This is a genomic window from Aliiroseovarius sp. D2-2, from assembly GCF_055809455.1.
The window spans coordinates 1-17,390 of record NZ_CM147913.1 but is presented as its reverse complement, the minus strand read 5'-3'; the positions used below and the strand labels follow the sequence as shown (position 1 = coordinate 17,390).

The 17,390-nt window shown below is 54.0% G+C and carries 11 protein-coding genes, 2 tRNA genes and 3 rRNA genes; 13 read left to right on the top strand and 3 right to left on the bottom strand.

Translation table 11 applies throughout. The features are described from left to right. Positions 1–85 precede the first annotated feature (85 nt). A complete protein-coding gene (locus tag AC0L6A_RS00080) occupies positions 86–946 on the top strand; it encodes an N-formylglutamate amidohydrolase (protein ID WP_473291394.1) in 861 nt (286 codons plus the stop codon). Positions 947–951: 5 nt separating this feature from the next. On the opposite strand, the gene AC0L6A_RS00075 is transcribed toward AC0L6A_RS00080, so the two are convergent. Next, complete coding sequence (locus AC0L6A_RS00075; protein WP_473291392.1) at positions 952–2,205, bottom strand: DNA polymerase IV; 1,254 nt, start codon at positions 2,203–2,205, stop codon at positions 952–954. A gap of 52 nt (positions 2,206–2,257) precedes the next feature. Between AC0L6A_RS00075 and AC0L6A_RS00070 the strand changes: the two genes are divergently transcribed. The 3 genes from AC0L6A_RS00070 to AC0L6A_RS00060 are packed head-to-tail and all read left to right on the top strand — an operon-like array spanning position 2,258 to position 3,907. Beyond that, positions 2,258–2,692, top strand: coding sequence for an NUDIX hydrolase (locus AC0L6A_RS00070; protein WP_473291391.1), 435 nt, complete (start codon positions 2,258–2,260; stop codon positions 2,690–2,692). Between the two features lie 58 nt (positions 2,693–2,750). After that, positions 2,751–3,638, top strand: a complete 888-nt coding sequence (locus AC0L6A_RS00065) for an SPFH domain-containing protein (protein ID WP_473291390.1) — start codon at positions 2,751–2,753, stop codon at positions 3,636–3,638. After that, entirely contained in the window at positions 3,638–3,907 is a 270-nt protein-coding gene (locus AC0L6A_RS00060; RefSeq protein ID WP_473291388.1) for an NfeD family protein, read from the top strand. Before AC0L6A_RS00065 ends, AC0L6A_RS00060 begins: the two co-directional genes overlap by 1 nt. 52 nt (positions 3,908–3,959) lie before the next feature. Here AC0L6A_RS00060 and pyrF read toward each other — a convergent pair whose 3' ends face one another. After that, positions 3,960–4,676: an orotidine-5'-phosphate decarboxylase gene (gene pyrF / locus AC0L6A_RS00055; RefSeq protein WP_473291387.1), complete on the bottom strand. Its 717-nt coding sequence runs from the start codon at positions 4,674–4,676 to the stop codon at positions 3,960–3,962. Positions 4,677–4,853: 177 nt separating this feature from the next. Between pyrF and clpB the strand changes: the two genes are divergently transcribed. Beyond that, positions 4,854–7,469, top strand: a complete 2,616-nt coding sequence (gene clpB, locus AC0L6A_RS00050; RefSeq protein ID WP_473291386.1) for an ATP-dependent chaperone ClpB — start codon at positions 4,854–4,856, stop codon at positions 7,467–7,469. Between the two features lie 61 nt (positions 7,470–7,530). Here the strand turns inward: clpB and AC0L6A_RS00045 are convergent, their stop codons facing one another. After that, entirely contained in the window at positions 7,531–7,764 is a 234-nt protein-coding gene (locus AC0L6A_RS00045; protein WP_473291384.1) for an EF-hand domain-containing protein, read from the bottom strand. 357 nt (positions 7,765–8,121) lie between these two features. Between AC0L6A_RS00045 and AC0L6A_RS00040 the strand changes: the two genes are divergently transcribed. The 8 genes from AC0L6A_RS00040 (at position 8,122) to rrf (ending at position 17,286) form a co-directional block, all read left to right on the top strand. After that, positions 8,122–9,612 carry an FMN-binding glutamate synthase family protein gene (locus tag AC0L6A_RS00040; RefSeq protein WP_473291383.1) on the top strand — a complete coding sequence of 497 codons (1,491 nt, stop codon included), beginning with the start codon at positions 8,122–8,124 and terminating at the stop codon, positions 9,610–9,612. Between the two features lie 99 nt (positions 9,613–9,711). Next, positions 9,712–10,620 (top strand): protein-methionine-sulfoxide reductase catalytic subunit MsrP, encoded by a 909-nt coding sequence (msrP, locus tag AC0L6A_RS00035; RefSeq protein WP_473291382.1) that lies wholly within the window; start codon positions 9,712–9,714, stop codon positions 10,618–10,620. Next, the gene (gene msrQ / locus AC0L6A_RS00030) at positions 10,620–11,264 is read left to right on the top strand and encodes a protein-methionine-sulfoxide reductase heme-binding subunit MsrQ (protein WP_473291380.1); all 645 of its coding nucleotides are present in this window, start codon (positions 10,620–10,622) and stop codon (positions 11,262–11,264) included. The genes msrP and msrQ overlap by 1 nt, the downstream gene beginning before the upstream one ends. Positions 11,265–12,013: 749 nt before the next feature. After that, positions 12,014–13,479 (top strand): 16S ribosomal RNA (locus AC0L6A_RS00025). A gap of 153 nt (positions 13,480–13,632) precedes the next feature. Then, positions 13,633–13,709, top strand: a tRNA-Ile gene (locus tag AC0L6A_RS00020). A 7-nt stretch (positions 13,710–13,716) separates the two neighbouring features. Continuing rightward, a tRNA-Ala gene (locus AC0L6A_RS00015) sits at positions 13,717–13,792 on the top strand. Between the two features lie 462 nt (positions 13,793–14,254). Further along, positions 14,255–17,090 (top strand): 23S ribosomal RNA (locus AC0L6A_RS00010). A gap of 81 nt (positions 17,091–17,171) precedes the next feature. Beyond that, positions 17,172–17,286: ribosomal RNA gene (gene rrf, locus AC0L6A_RS00005) — 5S ribosomal RNA — on the top strand. The 16S, 23S and 5S rRNA genes sit together here with 2 tRNA genes alongside, the layout of an rRNA operon. Positions 17,287–17,390: the final 104 nt, after the last annotated feature.

Here is a 17,390-nt window from a genome sequence, read left to right as displayed (position 1 = left end):
TCGGGTTGCTATAAAAGGAGTCGGGGTGCTGCGCAAGGGCTTTTGGCAAGAGATTTTTACTTTATAAAGAACGTAGGAGGCAAAGATGCTCGAACAGACATTTTCGTTATATCGCCCGAGGTTCCGGGACACGAGCGTCATTTTTGCGTCGCCTCATAGCGGTCGGAATTATGAAGTCTCATTCCTGAATGAATCCGTTCTGGATGAGCGTACTATTCGATCCTCCGAGGACGCCTTCGTTGATCAGCTTTACACCTTTGCCACTGAATGCGGTGCGCCGTTTCTTTGCGCGAATACTCCGCGCGCATATGTTGATTTGAATCGCGGGGCGGATGAACTTGATCCTGCATTGATTGCCGGGCTGCGGCGCACAACATTAAACCCGCGGATTTCTTCGGGTCTTGGCGTGATTCCCCGTGTCGTCGCCGGTGGGCGCGCGATATATCGCGGCAAGATGACGTTGGGGGCCGCACAGAAGCGTTTGAACGCGCATTGGCACCCTTATCACAACATGCTGAAGCAGTTGATGGATCAAAGCGTAGCTCAGCACGGCCAATCCATTTTGTTGGATTGCCATTCGATGCCGAACGAGGCGCTGTCGAATTTGTGCCGGGCCAAAAAGGAGACGCCCGAGATTGTCTTGGGTGATCGGTTTGGGGCTTCTGCCAATTCGGAAATCGTCGATTCTGTGGAAGCTGCTTTCCAAGCAGCCGGGTTCAGGACGGCACGCAATATTCCGTTTGCCGGTGCGTATATGGTTCAGCACTATGGGCGACCAAATCGTGGGCATCATGTTGTCCAGATCGAGATCGACCGCTCCCTTTATATGAATGAAGTTACAATAGAGCCGAACCATCGATTTGCAGAGCTGCAACAACGTCTGTTTTCTGTGATCGCTCAGATTGCTGAGATTGGCCGTCAAGACACTGCGCTTGCCGCAGAATAGCGCGCCTAACGCAATCCACGCCCTTTGATGATGGCATCCTTGCCAAATCGCGACCGTATCTTGTCGGTCGCTTTTTCGGCCTGTCGACGCTGTTCGGCATTGGGATCCAAAAGGTCTTGGGTGACGTCGGTTTCGGTCGCTGGACCAATATGGCTTAGTCCAACCCCGATCAAACGGAATGGGCCCTTGTCCAGAACGGTATTCAAAAGCGCGCGTACCGTTCGATAGATCCGGTCTGCAGATTGCGTCATGTCCCCTAGATTGCTCTGACGGCTAAGCGCCCGGAAGTCGGCGCGTTTCAGTTTTAGAGTAACCACTTGCCCGGCCATATCCCGTGCCTTTGCCCGGTCCGAGACGCTCTCGGACAAGCGCCAAAGGTGGCCGTCCAGCAAGTCTGGGTCTGCGGTATCCTCGAAGAACGTGGTTTCGTTTGAGATCGATTTGATCGGCGCATGGGCCGACACGCGCCGCCTGTCCTGTCCGCGTGCCAGATGCCACAAGCGTTCCCCCATGCCGCCAAACCGCGCGATCAGATCCTCTTTTTCCCATCTCAGAAGATCCTCAAATGTGTGAACGCCTGCTTTTTCAAGCTGCGCTTGGCTTACGCCTCCGACACCCCAGATCAGCCCAACGGGTTTGTCACGCAAAAACTCCATGGTCTCGGATTTGCCAATCACAGAAAACCCGCGGGGTTTGTCCAGGTCGGATGCGACTTTTGCTAGGAATTTGTTGTGGCTTAACCCGATGGAACCGGTCAGGCCCACTTCCTCCTCCATCCGGTTCACCAAACGGGCAAGCATAACTGCAGGTGGTGCGCCGTGTAATTGAGCCGTGCCAGTCATGTCCAGAAACGCTTCGTCCAGTGACAGGGGTTCAATGGCAGGGGAAAGTTCGTCCATAATCGCGCGGATTTGTTTGGACACGGCGGCATAGTGGCTGCCGCGCGGGCGGATCACGACCGCGTCTGGGCAAAGCTTTAGGGCCTGAAACATTGGCATCGCGGATTTAACACCACGAATGCGCGCGACATAACATGCTGTCGAAACAACCCCACGCTTGCCGCCCCCAATGATAACGGGCTTGTCCGCCAAATCCGGGTTGTCGCGTTTTTCGACCGACGCGTAGAACGCGTCGCAATCCATATGCGCGATGCTTAGATCAAACAGTTCCGGGTGAGAAAGCACACGCGGACTGCGACAGGACGGGCATCGGCGGCCCGTTTCGAACTGGGTAAGGCATTTACGACATAACGACGGCATGCCGTGAAATTAGCGGATGCATGACGCGGGGAACAGGCCTAGTCTGCAGCCAATGCGTGCCAATGACTACATAGGGGCAAAACTGGTTTTGCTGATTGACGGGCAGCTTGTCTCGCTTCTACGGGATGATCGTCCGGATATCCCGTTTCCTGACATGTGGGACCTTCCCGGCGGTGGGCCAGAAGGGAATGAAAGCCCCGAAGCCTGTGTTTTGCGCGAAACGAAGGAAGAGCTTTCTTTGAAGATCGAACCAGATCAATTGATCTGGAAGAAAAGCTTTGAAAGCCCGCATGAGCCGGGACGGTTTTCATGGTGGTTCGGGGCGATTTTACCCAGCGAAGCTCAAGATCAAATAAAGCTGGGTGACGAGGGCCAATGCTGGCGCCTTTTTACCCCGGAAGACTGGCTGAACGACCCACGCGCCATTGCGCATTTCAAACCGCGTGTTCGGGCGGGTTTGAAGGCGATTTCGCGCATTAGCAGTTGAAATTCAGGCATTTCATCCCCATTTATCAACCAGACGTGGACAGTGAAAGGCAATCTTAATGGACGAGATTATTACCGGTATGAGCGGCGGCAGTATTGTTTTGCTACTGCTGGCCGCATTTCTGATTATTACAGTATTTCGGGGCGTAAAAATCGTTCCTCAAAGTGAGAAATATGTGGTCGAACGATTCGGCCGCCTGCAGTCTGTTCTTGGGCCGGGCATTAACTTTATCGTGCCGTTTCTGGATCGGGTGCGTCACAAGGTGTCGATCCTTGAGCGCCAGTTGCCAACAGCCAGTCAGGACGCCATCACCTCGGACAACGTGCTGGTGCAGGTTGAAACCAGTGTGTTTTACCGCATCCTTGAACCGGAAAAGACTGTTTACCGGATTCGTGACGTCGATGCAGCGATTGCAACGACTGTTGCCGGTATCGTTCGTGCAGGGATCGGTGAGATGGAGCTGGACGAAGTTCAGTCTAACCGTCAGCAGCTGATCTCTCAGATCAAGAAGCAAGTTGCAGATTCAGTGGATGATTGGGGTATCGAAGTCACCCGGGCCGAGATTCTGGATGTGAACCTTGATACCGCCACGCGTGAAGCGATGTTGCAGCAGTTGAATGCTGAACGTGCCCGTCGCGCACAGGTGACTGAAGCCGAAGGTACGCGCCGCGCCGTTGAATTGAACGCCGACGCCGAGCTATACGCCGCTCAGAAAGAGGCTGAAGCCCGCCGTATCTCTGCGGATGCAGAAGCCTATGCGACCGAGGTCGTGGCGAAGGCGATCAAGGAAAACGGTATCGAAGCTGCACAATATCAAGTTGCCCTGAAACAAGTCGAAGCTCTGACTGCTGTGGGTGCAGGTGAAGGTAAGCAAACCATTATCCTGCCTGCCCACGCGCTTGATGCCTTTGGCGATGCGTTCAAACTGTTGAAAGGAAAAGCGTGATGCTTTGGTCAGTCTGGTGGGCGTGGATCGCAGCCGCGATTGCGTTGGGAATCTTAGAGATTTTGGCGCCCGGTTTCATCTTCCTTGGATTTGCGGTTGGCGCCGCGATTGTCGGGTTGCTTTTGCTGCTTGGGCTGACAACCGGACTGCCGTTGCTTTTGGTGATCTTTGCCGTGATCTCTCTGCTGGCATGGCTTGGCATGCGCCGCGCCTTTGGTGTGCGCAAAGGGCAGGCTAAAACATGGGACACTGACATCAACGAGATGTAAGGCCGATCAAAACTAAGAAAAAACGCCCCGTCTTTTGGCGGGGCGTTTCAGTTTAAGCGTTGGGTTTTTGCGCTTGCGGGGACGCCATCTCGGCCAAAATGGCCTGTGCCGCTGCGCGAGGGTCTTTTGCGTTGCAAACGGGCCGGCCAACCACGATGTGATCCACACCATCCGCAATCGCCTGCGCTGGTGTTGCGATCCGTTTCTGGTCCCCTAGATCCGCACCTGCTGGGCGCACGCCGGGGGTGACAATCAGCTTCCCAGCCGCCTCGGGCAGGGCGCGGATCAGTGCAGCCTCTTGTGGGGAGGCGATCACACCATCGGCTCCTGCTTCCATGGCGCGGGCGGCGCGTTCCAAGACTAGGTCCTGGATGTCACCGGGTTTGATCAGGCCTGCATCCAGATCACTGCGATCCAGAGATGTCAGGATGGTCACGGCAAGGATCTTCATGTCTTTGCCACCTTTGCCTTCTGCGGCGGCACGCACCACATGTGGGTCGCCATGCACCGTCAGAAAATCCAGATCGAACTGAGCCAATCCGCGCACGGCAGCCTCGACTGTGTTGCCGATGTCAAAAAGCTTCATGTCCAAGAAGATCTTCTTGCCCATCTCGGCCTTCAGCTCATTGGCCAGTGCAAGTCCACCACCCGTCAGCATGCCAAGGCCGATCTTGTAAAAGCCCACATCATCGCCAAGCGTTTCCGCCAGTTTCAACCCGTCTAGGGCGTTGGGCACATCAAGGGCTACAATCAAACGATCATCGGTCATGTCTGGGGTCTCCGTTCCGGTTCGCGAGTTCCTACGCCTATGCACCGAAAAACGCAAATCTGTCGCACATAATCGTCTTGAATTTCACCTTCCAAACCCCATTTTAATCTCAAGGCCCTAATAGATGTGCTGCATAGGCGGGCATCTGCAAGAAGGGCGCTTGAAAAGGAGAGTGACATGGATTTGTCGAAGTTCACTGAGCGGTCGCGCGGCTTCATTCAGGCTGCACAGACCATCGCCATGCGCGAAAATCACCAAAGACTGGTTCCCGAACATTTGCTGAAAGCCCTCATGGACGATGAAGAGGGCATGAGCGCCAACTTGATCACCAAGGCGGGCGGTGCGCCGGATCGCGTGCGCGCGGCTGTGGATGCGGCGATTGGTAAGCTGGCCAAGGTCACCGGCGATGGTGCCCAAGTTTATATGGATAACAAAACCGCCAGCGTGATTGACGAAGCGCAGAAGCTGGCCAAAAAGGCGGGCGACAGTTTTGTTCCGGTCGAACGGCTGTTGACGGCCTTGGCAGTCGTGAAATCCGGCGCGCGTGACGCGTTGGATGCAGGTGCCATTGACGCCATGAAATTGAACGCCGCTATCAATCAGGTGCGCCAAGGCCGCACAGCGGACAGTGCCAGCGCCGAAGATAGCTATGAAGCCCTGTCGAAATACGCACACGATCTGACCGTGGCGGCTGAAGAGGGCAAAATTGACCCCATCATCGGGCGTGACGAAGAAATTCGCCGCACGATGCAGGTTCTGTCGCGACGCACCAAGAACAACCCGGTTTTGATCGGGGAGCCCGGCGTGGGTAAAACAGCGATCGCCGAAGGCTTGGCCTTGCGCATCATCAATGGTGATGTGCCTGAAAGCCTGCGCAACAAAAAGCTGATGGCTTTGGATATGGGCGCGTTGATTGCGGGTGCGAAATACCGCGGTGAGTTCGAGGAACGCCTTAAGGCTGTTCTAAACGAGGTTACCGATGCTGCGGGTGAAATCATTCTGTTCATCGACGAGATGCACACTCTGGTTGGCGCCGGTAAATCGGATGGCGCGATGGATGCGGCCAACCTGATCAAACCTGCGCTTGCACGGGGTGAATTGCACTGTGTGGGCGCCACAACGCTGGATGAATACCGCAAATATGTCGAGAAAGACGCGGCTTTGGCCCGTCGCTTCCAGCCTGTGATGGTTGAAGAACCGACCGTCGAGGATACGATCTCGATCCTGCGGGGCATTAAAGAGAAGTACGAGCTTCACCACGGGGTTCGGATTTCCGACAGCGCTTTGGTTTCCGCTTCCACGCTTTCGCATCGTTACATTACGGACCGTTTCTTGCCGGATAAGGCCATCGACCTTGTGGATGAGGCCGCCAGCCGTTTGCGCATGGAAGTGGATTCGAAACCGGAAGAGCTGGACGCGCTGGATCGTCAGATCCTGCAAATGCAGATCGAGGCAGAAGCGCTGCGCGTCGAAGATGACAAGGCGTCGAAAGACCGTCTTGAAAAGCTTGAGGCCGAACTGTCGGACTTGAACGAAAAGTCTTCCAGCCTGACTGCGAAGTGGCAGTCAGAGCGCGACAAGCTGGAAGGTGCGCGTGATCTGAAAGAGCAACTGGACCGTGCCCGTGCGGAACTGGATAGCGCCAAACGTGAAGGCAATCTGGCGAAAGCAGGAGAGCTGTCTTACGGCGTTATCCCTGAGCTTGAGAAAAAGCTTGAGGACGCAGAAGGCGCTGAGGCCGACATGATGGTCGAAGAAGCCGTGCGCCCTGAACAGATCGCATCTGTCGTCGAACGCTGGACGGGTATCCCGACCTCGAAAATGCTGGAAGGCGAACGTGAAAAGCTTCTGCGTATGGAAGAAGAGCTTGGACGCCGTGTGATCGGTCAAAACTCGGCTGTGACTGCACTGTCGAATGCCGTGCGTCGCGCCCGCGCAGGCCTGAATGATGAGAACCGTCCGCTGGGATCGTTCTTGTTCCTTGGACCAACGGGTGTCGGTAAGACTGAACTGACAAAGGCCGTTGCTGAGTATCTGTTTGACGATGACAGCGCGATGGTGCGCATTGATATGTCAGAGTTCATGGAGAAACACGCGGTCGCCCGTCTGATCGGTGCGCCTCCGGGCTATGTTGGATATGACGAAGGTGGTGTTCTGACCGAAGCCGTACGGCGCAGGCCGTATCAGGTTGTGTTGTTTGACGAAGTCGAAAAGGCACACCCGGACGTGTTCAACGTGCTCTTGCAGGTTCTGGACGACGGCGTCCTGACCGACGGGCAGGGGCGCACGGTCGACTTTAAGCAGACGCTGATCATACTGACGTCGAACCTTGGTGCGCAGGCACTGAGCCAGCTGCCGGATGGGGCGGATGCTTCTGATGCGAAGCGCGATGTGATGGACGCGGTACGGGCACATTTCCGTCCCGAGTTCCTGAACCGTCTGGATGAAACGATCATCTTCGATCGCCTCAGCCGCGAGGACATGGACGGTATCGTTGAAATCCAGCTGGGTCGCTTGACCAAACGCCTGGGTCGCCGCAACATCTCGCTTGAGTTGGATGCGGCCGCGATGAAGTGGTTGGCCGATGAAGGCTATGATCCGGTCTTTGGCGCACGTCCTTTGAAGCGCGTCATTCAACGGGCACTGCAAAACCAGTTGGCAGAGATGCTGCTGGCCGGTGACGTCATGGATGGCGACACCATTACGGTCAGTGCCGGCGCGGATGGATTGCTTGTGGGTGATCGGGTGTCTAGCTCGAACCGACAACCGCCCGAGGACGCAGTGGTTCACTAAAAAGATGCGCCCGCCAGAGGAATCTGGCGGACGCTTTCATTTGAGAGTGGTGGGCGGGAAATTAGGTTTCGTTCGGGATCAAACCAGCTTCTTGCGCAGCGGCCAGTTCCTCGGCGTCCAGAACGCCGTCATCATTGGCATCTGCGGTCGAGAACGCTTCTGGTGTGAGGTCCGGGTGCATTGCGACGGCTTCATCCACCGTCACCACTCCGTCACCGTCGGCATCAATGCCTTCGGCAAAAGCGGCGGTTGCTGCGGTCAATACGATGACGCTGGTCAGGGTTGCGAGTTTCATGTTTAGCTCCATGAGTTAGGATTATGTCTGTTGCGCTTGAGTAAACGCAGGGGCAAGACAACACGGCGATCTGTGCGATGCAGGGGCAAATGCGAAAACGTATGAAACCGGCAGAGCGTCGCGGTTTTTCCCTCTACCGATAGGCGAAGTTCGGCACGTGCAAACAGCGGATGCGGTCGAAAGCGAGGCTCCACCGATCCCAGATCCAGTTTTCGGCAAGGCATCGCCCAACAATCCCTTAACGTGTGGTTGAGCGGAAATCGCCACCGCCGAATCCCCCGCACATAAAAGTCAGCATCTGTGTCTTCCCCCCACAGATATGCGCGCTACACTCGCCGCCAACACGGAGGGAATGTGATGCAGTCGATGTTCTGGGCAATCGAACTTTTGGCGCAGGTTTTGATATTCGCAGTTGGCGTTTTGCTGGCGGTCGTCATTGTGCTGTATTTTGTTGATCGGTTCCAAACACATGACGCGGTTCGCAGGAACTATCCTGTGATTGGGCGTTTCCGGTCGCTGTTTTCAAATCTGGGCGAGTTCTTTCGGCAGTATTTCTTTGCGATGGATCGTGAAGAGCTGCCGTTTAACCGTGCGCAACGGCATTGGGTTGAACATACAGCTGCGGGGCATGGCAATACTTTGGCCTTTGGGTCGACCAGGAATCTGAATGTGGTGGGAACACCGGTTTTTGTGAATGCTGCCTTTCCACCGCTGGACAATCAGTTCGCTCAAACCGCCCCAATGATCATCGGCCCCAATGCGCGTTCACCTTACGAAGCGCGTTCCATCTTTAATCTGTCCGGTATGAGCTTTGGTGCCCTGTCACGTCCCGCGATCGAGGCTTTGTCGATTGGCACTGCCAAGGCTGGCATCTGGATGAATACGGGCGAAGGCGGCATGTCTCCGTATCATTTGAAAGGTGGCGGGGACGTTGTGTTCCAAATCGGTACTGCAAAATACGGCGTACGCGATCACGACGGGAACCTTTCGGATGACAAACTTCGCGAGGCTGCAGCGCATCCCGAAGTAAAGATGTTCGAATTGAAATTGGCGCAGGGGGCCAAGCCGGGCAAAGGCGGCATTCTACCGGCCGAGAAAGTATCACCCGAGATTGCAGAGATACGAGGCATCCGCGAGGGCGAGGCTTCGATCTCGCCCAACCGGCATCCCGAAATTGATGACTGGGATGATCTGCTGGACATGGTGGCCCATATTCGTGAGGTCACCGGGAAACCCGTCGGGTTCAAAACCGTTGTGGGTGCGGTCGAGCCCTTTGCTGATCTGTTTGACCGGATCAAAGCGCGTGGTCCCGAAGCTGCGCCCGACTTTATTACAATTGATGGCGGCGAAGGTGGAACCGGGGCCGCGCCAATGCCGCTGATGGATCTGGTTGGGATGCCCATTCGTGAAGCCTTGCCGTTGATCGTTGACCAGCGGGATAAGCATGGCTTGCACGACCGGATCAGAATCATTGCTTCGGGCAAGTTGGTAAATCCCGGTGATGTGGCTTGGGCGATCTGCGCCGGGGCGGATTTCGTGGTCTCGGCGCGTGGGTTCATGTTCTCTCTTGGCTGCATTCAGGCGCTGAAGTGTAACAAGAACACCTGTCCCACAGGCATCACCACACATGATCCGCGATTCCAAAAGGGTCTGGTGCCAGAAGACAAATGTGTAAAGGTCGCTCGCTATGCCAAGGGAATCGTCAAAGAGGTCGAAACCATCGCGCATTCAGTTGGCGTGTCCGAGCCGCGCCAGATGCGTCGGCGGCATGTGCGGTTGGTGCAGGACAGCGGGCGATCTGTTCCGATGAACGAGATTTACCCCTCTGTTCAGCTGCCGACCTCGTGAATTGTTACAAACCTCTGGCGAGGACGTGAGCCATTGTGCTTTGGCTTTGCACGCCCGGCGTCTTAGATCAGGATTAGATCAAAAGACGAGGTGCCCGTGATGGCCTATAAGAATGTGCTGAAATATTCGGATGTGACGCCTAAGGCGGACTATATGAATCGCCGCCAATTGATGGGCGGGGCTGCAGGGTTGTTTGCCGGCATGGCGATTGGCCCGGCATTGGGTGCGTCGAAGTATTCAACTGATGCCGAACCAAACACGTTTGAGGAAATCTCGGGCTACAACAACTTTTATGAGTTTGGCACAGGTAAAGAAGACCCGGCCAAATATGCCCATCGTCTGACGATTGACCCTTGGTCTGTTCAGATCGATGGCATGGTCGACAAGCCGGGCAGCTACGGTCTTGAGGATATTCTGAAGGCGGTTACGCAAGAGGAACGTATCTATCGTTTCCGTTGCGTTGAGGCCTGGTCGATGGTCATTCCGTGGTACGGGTTCGAGTTGAAACAGCTGCTGAATATGGCAGGTGTGCAATCGGGCGCTAAGTATGTGGCGTTTGAAACGCTTGTGCGTGAAGAAGAGATGCCCGGCATCCGCACGGTCAATGTCGAATGGCCTTACCGCGAGGGATTGCGTCTGGACGAAGCGATGCACCCGCTGACGATTATGGCGACGGGCATCTATGATCAGCCCATGCCGAAACAAAACGGCGCGCCGCTGCGTCTGGTGGTGCCTTGGAAGTACGGCTTCAAATCGATCAAATCGATCGTGCGCGTCACACTGACCGACAAGCAGCCGCAAACCTCTTGGAACATGTTGCAGCCGCGTGAATACGGGTTCTATTCGAATGTTAACCCCGAGGTCAGCCACCCGCGTTGGTCGCAAGCCACTGAACGTACGATTGGTGGTGGGCTGTTTGCCAAGCGCAAAGAGACGCTGATGTTCAATGGATATGAAGAAGAAGTCGCTGGTCTGTATGCTGGTATGGATCTTTCTAAGAACTTCTGATGAGCATGATGACCAGCCATATCAACACAGCTGCTCGCAAGCTTCCCGTGTGGGCCGTATATACGGTGGGGCTGCTTTGGCCTGCTTGGCTGTTCTACTTGGCGGTCAGCGGGGCGATGGGCATCGATCCGGTGAAGTCTCTTGAGCACGAACTGGGCGAGCTGGGTTTGCAGGCCTTGATCCTTGGATTGGCGATCACACCGCTCAGAGCGATCACAGGTATCAACCTGATTCGCTTTCGACGCGCCATCGGAGTTCTAACCTTCTATTTTATTTCGGCACATCTATTGGTTTGGCTTGTGCTGGATGTTCAGATCTTGTCCGAGATCTGGAAGGACATTGTTAAACGGCCATACATTACGGTGGGCATGGGCGCGTTTATTCTGATGGCGCCTTTGGCGATCACCTCGAACAATATGTCCGTTCGTAAATTGGGACCACGTTGGCGCAAGCTTCATAAGCTGGTTTACCCAACCGCTGCTTTGGGCGGCATTCACTATATCATGGTGGGGAAGACGTGGGAGTTGGAGTCACTTCTATATATGGCTGTCATTCTAGCTCTGCTGGGATGGCGGGTATACGACTCGCGCCGGAAACAGCGTGCTCGCAATTTCCCAGCCCGTGATTCAGCCAATCCTGCTTAGAATCTGGCACGCAGATCCTAAACCCTGATTCATCGCAGGTGATTCAGCTGATTTTGTCCGGAGATTCCTTCGAGTCTCAGCAAATTCAGCACTGAGTCTGTGGATAACATCATGAATGCTGGGTTTCCTGACATGTGAGCGTAAACTTTATTGCGCTCAGGCGGCCTCTTGCTTGTCATTGATTGCCGCAAGCCCCCATTTTTAAAGAAAAAACTGGGATCATCGAAAAAAATGCACATTTCTGAAAAAAAGCACTTGCGGCTTCCGGCGCACAAGCCTAGAACCCACTTCACCGGCGGCGCTGAGGCGCAGGACGGGACGCTAAGTGGCGCGGACGACGGGGTCGAGAGACGCAAGAGACTGCAAAGTTTGGTTAAAAATCAGAGGTTTAGTTGGCAGGTTGCGCTACAAGATTTGGGCGCTTCCGGTTGATTTTGTCTCGGTTCCTTCGGGGGCCACGCTCTTTGACATTGATGGTATCTGAAGAGATATGTGGGCGGTTTGGTTCATTTCGATGAACAAACAACTGCACATATATCCAACTACCTAGCGAGGCTTTTCGGAGCTAAGCGATGATGGATAGTCAGCTTCACTGTTTGGACGGCTTTTGTTTACTTTTGTAAACTTTAGCACAACAAACAGAAGTAGATCCGACCAGCCGGTCGGATCGGAACGTTCCCAACCTACCCTGGTTGGGACACAGTATGTGCAGAGGTTCGAACGTCAAGGATAAGCAAGCAATTGCTTTTCAACTTGAGAGTTTGATCCTGGCTCAGAACGAACGCTGGCGGCAGGCCTAACACATGCAAGTCGAGCGCACTCTTCGGAGTGAGCGGCGGACGGGTTAGTAACGCGTGGGAATATACCCAGATCTAAGGAATAGCCTCGGGAAACTGAGAGTAATACCTTATACGCCCTTCGGGGGAAAGATTTATCGGATTTGGATTAGCCCGCGTTAGATTAGATAGTTGGTGGGGTAATGGCCTACCAAGTCTACGATCTATAGCTGGTTTGAGAGGATGATCAGCAACACTGGGACTGAGACACGGCCCAGACTCCTACGGGAGGCAGCAGTGGGGAATCTTAGACAATGGGCGCAAGCCTGATCTAGCCATGCCGCGTGAGTGATGAAGGCCTTAGGGTCGTAAAGCTCTTTCGCCAGAGATGATAATGACAGTATCTGGTAAAGAAACCCCGGCTAACTCCGTGCCAGCAGCCGCGGTAATACGGAGGGGGTTAGCGTTGTTCGGAATTACTGGGCGTAAAGCGTACGTAGGCGGATTAGTCAGTTAGGGGTGAAATCCCAGGGCTCAACCCTGGAACTGCCCTTAATACTGCTAGTCTTGAGTTCGAGAGAGGTGAGTGGAATTCCGAGTGTAGAGGTGAAATTCGTAGATATTCGGAGGAACACCAGTGGCGAAGGCGGCTCACTGGCTCGATACTGACGCTGAGGTACGAAAGTGTGGGGAGCAAACAGGATTAGATACCCTGGTAGTCCACACCGTAAACGATGAATGCCAGTCGTCGGGTAGTATACTATTCGGTGACACACCTAACGGATTAAGCATTCCGCCTGGGGAGTACGGTCGCAAGATTAAAACTCAAAGGAATTGACGGGGGCCCGCACAAGCGGTGGAGCATGTGGTTTAATTCGAAGCAACGCGCAGAACCTTACCAACCCTTGACATCCTGATCGCGGTTTAGAGAGATCTATTCCTTCAGTTCGGCTGGATCAGTGACAGGTGCTGCATGGCTGTCGTCAGCTCGTGTCGTGAGATGTTCGGTTAAGTCCGGCAACGAGCGCAACCCACATCTTTAGTTGCCAGCAGTTCGGCTGGGCACTCTAGAGAAACTGCCCGTGATAAGCGGGAGGAAGGTGTGGATGACGTCAAGTCCTCATGGCCCTTACGGGTTGGGCTACACACGTGCTACAATGGCATCTACAGTGGGTTAATCCCCAAAAGATGTCTCAGTTCGGATTGGGGTCTGCAACTCGACCCCATGAAGTCGGAATCGCTAGTAATCGCGTAACAGCATGACGCGGTGAATACGTTCCCGGGCCTTGTACACACCGCCCGTCACACCATGGGAGTTGGTTCTACCTGACGGCCGTGCGCTAACCTTCGGGAGGCAGCGGACCACGGTAGGATCAGCGACTGGGGTGAAGTCGTAACAAGGTAGCCGTAGGGGAACCTGCGGCTGGATCACCTCCTTTCTAAGGATGTACCTAGTATGATCGGTTCGCCGATTATCGTGGATACACTTAGCAACAGATCGGTACCTTTGCCGATCTATATCAGACGGACCAGGCCGTCCTCATATCTCTTCAGTGCAATACATATCAAAGACAGACCTGCCGGTCTGGTAAGGGTCGGTAGCTCAGGTGGTTAGAGCGCACGCCTGATAAGCGTGAGGTCGGAGGTTCAAGTCCTCCTCGACCCACCATTTATATGGGGCCTTAGCTCAGTTGGTAGAGCGCCTGCTTTGCAAGCAGGATGTCAGGAGTTCGAATCTCCTAGGCTCCACCATTCCCTGCCTGTCGATTTGACCGTTAAGAACCTTTGGGTTTTTAACCGTCCAATCGGACGTTCGTCCAAGTCACCCGCAAGGATGACGGACACACTGATTTACATCGTTTAGAGAGAATACAATAAACAACACTGTTGGTCCCACAAGTGCGTGGTGCCTCAGCGGTTCTTCCTTCGGGAAGCGGTTGATTTTGGTCCCTTTCCTCGGACCTTCTTCGATATCGCTGCTGAAATGACGGTGTTGTCCAAGTCAAGTACACTAACCAACACTCAAGCCCTGCACGGACTTGAGTGTGTTTGAACGTAAGTTTGAACAAATGTGCTTCTTAACGGATCAAAGACCGACATCTGCGATCCAGTTCTTCGGAACAGTTAGGAAGCGCGGGAAAGTATGCTTTTGGTCCAGTTTGCCCTTCGGGGTAAGACGGCAGATATACAAAAGGTCTGTCTTCTTCTGGATCAAATCAAGCGCGAGAAGGGCGTTTGGTGAATGCCTTGGCAGTAAGAGGCGATGAAGGACGTGATACTCTGCGATAAGCTTTGGGAAGGTGAGAATAGCCGTTATACCCAGAGATTTCCGAATGGGGGAACCCACCTGACAGTTCATTATAATAACTTCGGTTATTTATAGTGTTCTGAAACAGGTATTTATAGACTGAATACATAGGTTTATAAAAGCAAACCCGGGGAACTGAAACATCTAAGTACCCGGAGGAAAGGAAATCAATTGATACTCCCCTAGTAGCGGCGAGCGAACGGGGACCAGCCGAGCCATGAGTGTGGATAGAATGCGTTGGGAAGCGCAACCATAGTGGGTGATAGTCCCGTATATGAAGCATGATTGGACGTATTAAGTAGGGCGGAACACGTGAAATTCTGTCTGAAGATCGGAGGACCACCTTCGAAGGCTAAGTACTCCTTACTGACCGATAGTGAACCAGTACCGTGAGGGAAAGGTGAAAAGCACCCCGACGAGGGGAGTGAAACAGTACCTGAAACCGAACGCCTACAATCAGTCGGAGGCCCCTTGAGGGCTGACGGCGTACCTTTTGTATAATGGGTCATCGACTTGGTCTATCTAGCAAGCTTAAGCCGTTAGGTGTAGGCGCAGCGAAAGCGAGTCTTAATAGGGCGAATGAGTTAGGTGGATCAGACCCGAAACCGAGTGATCTAGGCATGGCCAGGTTGAAGGTGCAGTAACATGCACTGGAGGACCGAACCCACATCTGTTGAAAAAGATCGGGATGAGCTGTGCCTAGGGGTGAAAGGCCAATCAAACTCGGAGATAGCTGGTTCTCTGCGAAATCTATTTAGGTAGAGCGTCATACGAATACTCCCGGGGGTAGAGCACTGAATGGGTAATGGGGGCATACAGCCTTACTGATCCTAATCAAACTCCGAATACCGGGAAGTACTATATGGCAGACACACAGCGGATGCTAACGTCCGTTGTGGAGAGGGAAACAACCCTGACCTACAGCTAAGGCCCCTAATTCATGGCTAAGTGGGAAAGCAGGTGAGACGACCAAAACAACCAGGAGGTTGGCTTAGAAGCAGCCATCCTTTAAAGATAGCGTAACAGCTCACTGGTCTAAATAAGTTGTCTTGCGGCGAAGATGTACCGGGGCTCAAGCCATGAGCCGAAGCTTAGGGTGTGCACTTATGTGTACGCGGTAGCAGAGCGTAGTGTGACATAGTTCCATTCCTCATTAGATCTGTTCGCAGATCCTTTGAGGATAGGAGCTTTCGATGAAGCGGGCGTGTGAGCGATCCCGTGGAGAGATCACTAGTGAGAATGATGACATGAGTAGCGACAAAGGGGGTGAGAGACCCCCTCGCCGAAAATCCAAGGGTTCCTGCTTAAAGCTAATCTGAGCAGGGTAAGCCGGCCCCTAAGCCGAGGCCGAAAGGCGTAGGCGATGGGAACCAGGTTAATATTCCTGGGCCGTGGAGTGGTGACGGATCTCGAAGGTAGTTCATCCTTATCGGATTGAATGGGCTGCTAAGAGGTTCCTGGAAATAGCCCTCCTGCAAGACCGTACCCTAAACCGACACAGGTGGATAGGTAGAGTATACCAAGGCGCTTGAGAGAACGATGTTGAAGGAACTCGGCAAAATACCTCCGTAAGTTCGCGAGAAGGAGGCCCAGTTTCTACGCAAGTATTGACTGGGGGCACAAACTAGGGGGTGGCGACTGTTTACTAAAAACACAGGGCTCTGCGAAGTCGCAAGACGACGTATAGGGTCTGACGCCTGCCCGGTGCCTGAAGGTTAAAAGGAGGAGTGCAAGCTCCGAATTGAAGCCCAGGTAAACGGCGGCCGTAACTATAACGGTCCTAAGGTAGCGAAATTCCTTGTCGGGTAAGTTCCGACCTGCACGAATGGCGTAACGACTTCCCCGCTGTCTCCAACATCGACTCAGCGAAATTGAATTGCCTGTCAAGATGCAGGCTTCCCGCGGTTAGACGGAAAGACCCCGTGCACCTTTACTACAGCTTCACATTGGCATTAGGCCGAGCATGTGCAGGATAGGTGGTGGGCTTTGAAACTGTAACGCCAGTTACAGTGGAGCCTCCCTTGAGATACCACCCTTGCTCTGCTTGATGTCTAACCGCGGTCCGTTATCCGGATCCGGGACCCTGTGTGGCGGGTAGTTTGACTGGGGCGGTCGCCTCCTAAAGAGTAACGGAGGCGCGCGAAGGTTGGCTCAGAGCGGTCGGAAATCGCTCGTTGAGTGCAATGGCAGAAGCCAGCCTGACTGCGAGACTGACAAGTCGAGCAGAGTCGAAAGACGGCCATAGTGATCCGGTGGTCCCGAGTGGAAGGGCCATCGCTCAACGGATAAAAGGTACGCCGGGGATAACAGGCTGATACTGCCCAAGAGTCCATATCGACGGCAGTGTTTGGCACCTCGATGTCGGCTCATCTCATCCTGGGGCTGGAGCAGGTCCCAAGGGTACGGCTGTTCGCCGTTTAAAGAGGTACGTGAGCTGGGTTTAGAACGTCGTGAGACAGTTCGGTCCCTATCTGCCGTGGGTGTAGGATACTTGAGAGGAGTTGCCCCTAGTACGAGAGGACCGGGGTGAACGTTCCACTGGTGGACCAGTTATCGTGCCAACGGTAGTGCTGGGTAGCTATGAACGGACAGGATAACCGCTGAAGGCATCTAAGCGGGAAGCCCCCCTCAAAACAAGGTATCCCTGAGGACCGAGGTAGACTACCTCGTCGATAGGCCAGAGGTGTAAGCGTGGCAACACGTTCAGCTGACTGGTACTAATGGTCCGATAGGCTTGATTTGATCCAGTAGAAGTTAGACCTCTACGGATAATCAAAAGCATACATCACAGTAAGACTTGACTTGGATTGGTTCTTTATTCGGTTTGGTGGTCACAGCACCAGTGAAACACCCGATCCCTTCCCGAACTCGGCCGTTAAGCACGGTTGCGCCAATGGTACTGCATCTTAAGGTGTGGGAGAGTAGGTCACCGCCAAACCTAATAAAGAACCAATAACGTATCCTCTCAAAACGATGATAAAACATACAAAACGCCGCTAACGGACCCCCGTTGGCGGCGTCTTGCGTTCCGGGGGAGGGAAG

What these genes read in the sequence shown, in the direction of transcription:
- AC0L6A_RS00040 (WP_473291383.1), top strand. Translation starts at nt 8,122, where the DNA reads ATGCAGTCGATGTTCTGGGCAATCGAACTTTTGGCGCAGGTTTTGATA.
- AC0L6A_RS00045 (WP_473291384.1), bottom strand. Translation starts at nt 7,764, where the DNA reads ATGAAACTCGCAACCCTGACCAGCGTCATCGTATTGACCGCAGCAACC.
- AC0L6A_RS00065 (WP_473291390.1), top strand. Translation starts at nt 2,751, where the DNA reads ATGGACGAGATTATTACCGGTATGAGCGGCGGCAGTATTGTTTTGCTA.
- AC0L6A_RS00070 (WP_473291391.1), top strand. Translation starts at nt 2,258, where the DNA reads ATGCGTGCCAATGACTACATAGGGGCAAAACTGGTTTTGCTGATTGAC.
- pyrF (WP_473291387.1), bottom strand. Translation starts at nt 4,676, where the DNA reads ATGACCGATGATCGTTTGATTGTAGCCCTTGATGTGCCCAACGCCCTA.
- msrP (WP_473291382.1), top strand. Translation starts at nt 9,712, where the DNA reads ATGGCCTATAAGAATGTGCTGAAATATTCGGATGTGACGCCTAAGGCG.
- msrQ (WP_473291380.1), top strand. Translation starts at nt 10,620, where the DNA reads ATGAGCATGATGACCAGCCATATCAACACAGCTGCTCGCAAGCTTCCC.
- AC0L6A_RS00080 (WP_473291394.1), top strand. Translation starts at nt 86, where the DNA reads ATGCTCGAACAGACATTTTCGTTATATCGCCCGAGGTTCCGGGACACG.
- AC0L6A_RS00060 (WP_473291388.1), top strand. Translation starts at nt 3,638, where the DNA reads ATGCTTTGGTCAGTCTGGTGGGCGTGGATCGCAGCCGCGATTGCGTTG.
- AC0L6A_RS00075 (WP_473291392.1), bottom strand. Translation starts at nt 2,205, where the DNA reads ATGCCGTCGTTATGTCGTAAATGCCTTACCCAGTTCGAAACGGGCCGC.
- clpB (WP_473291386.1), top strand. Translation starts at nt 4,854, where the DNA reads ATGGATTTGTCGAAGTTCACTGAGCGGTCGCGCGGCTTCATTCAGGCT.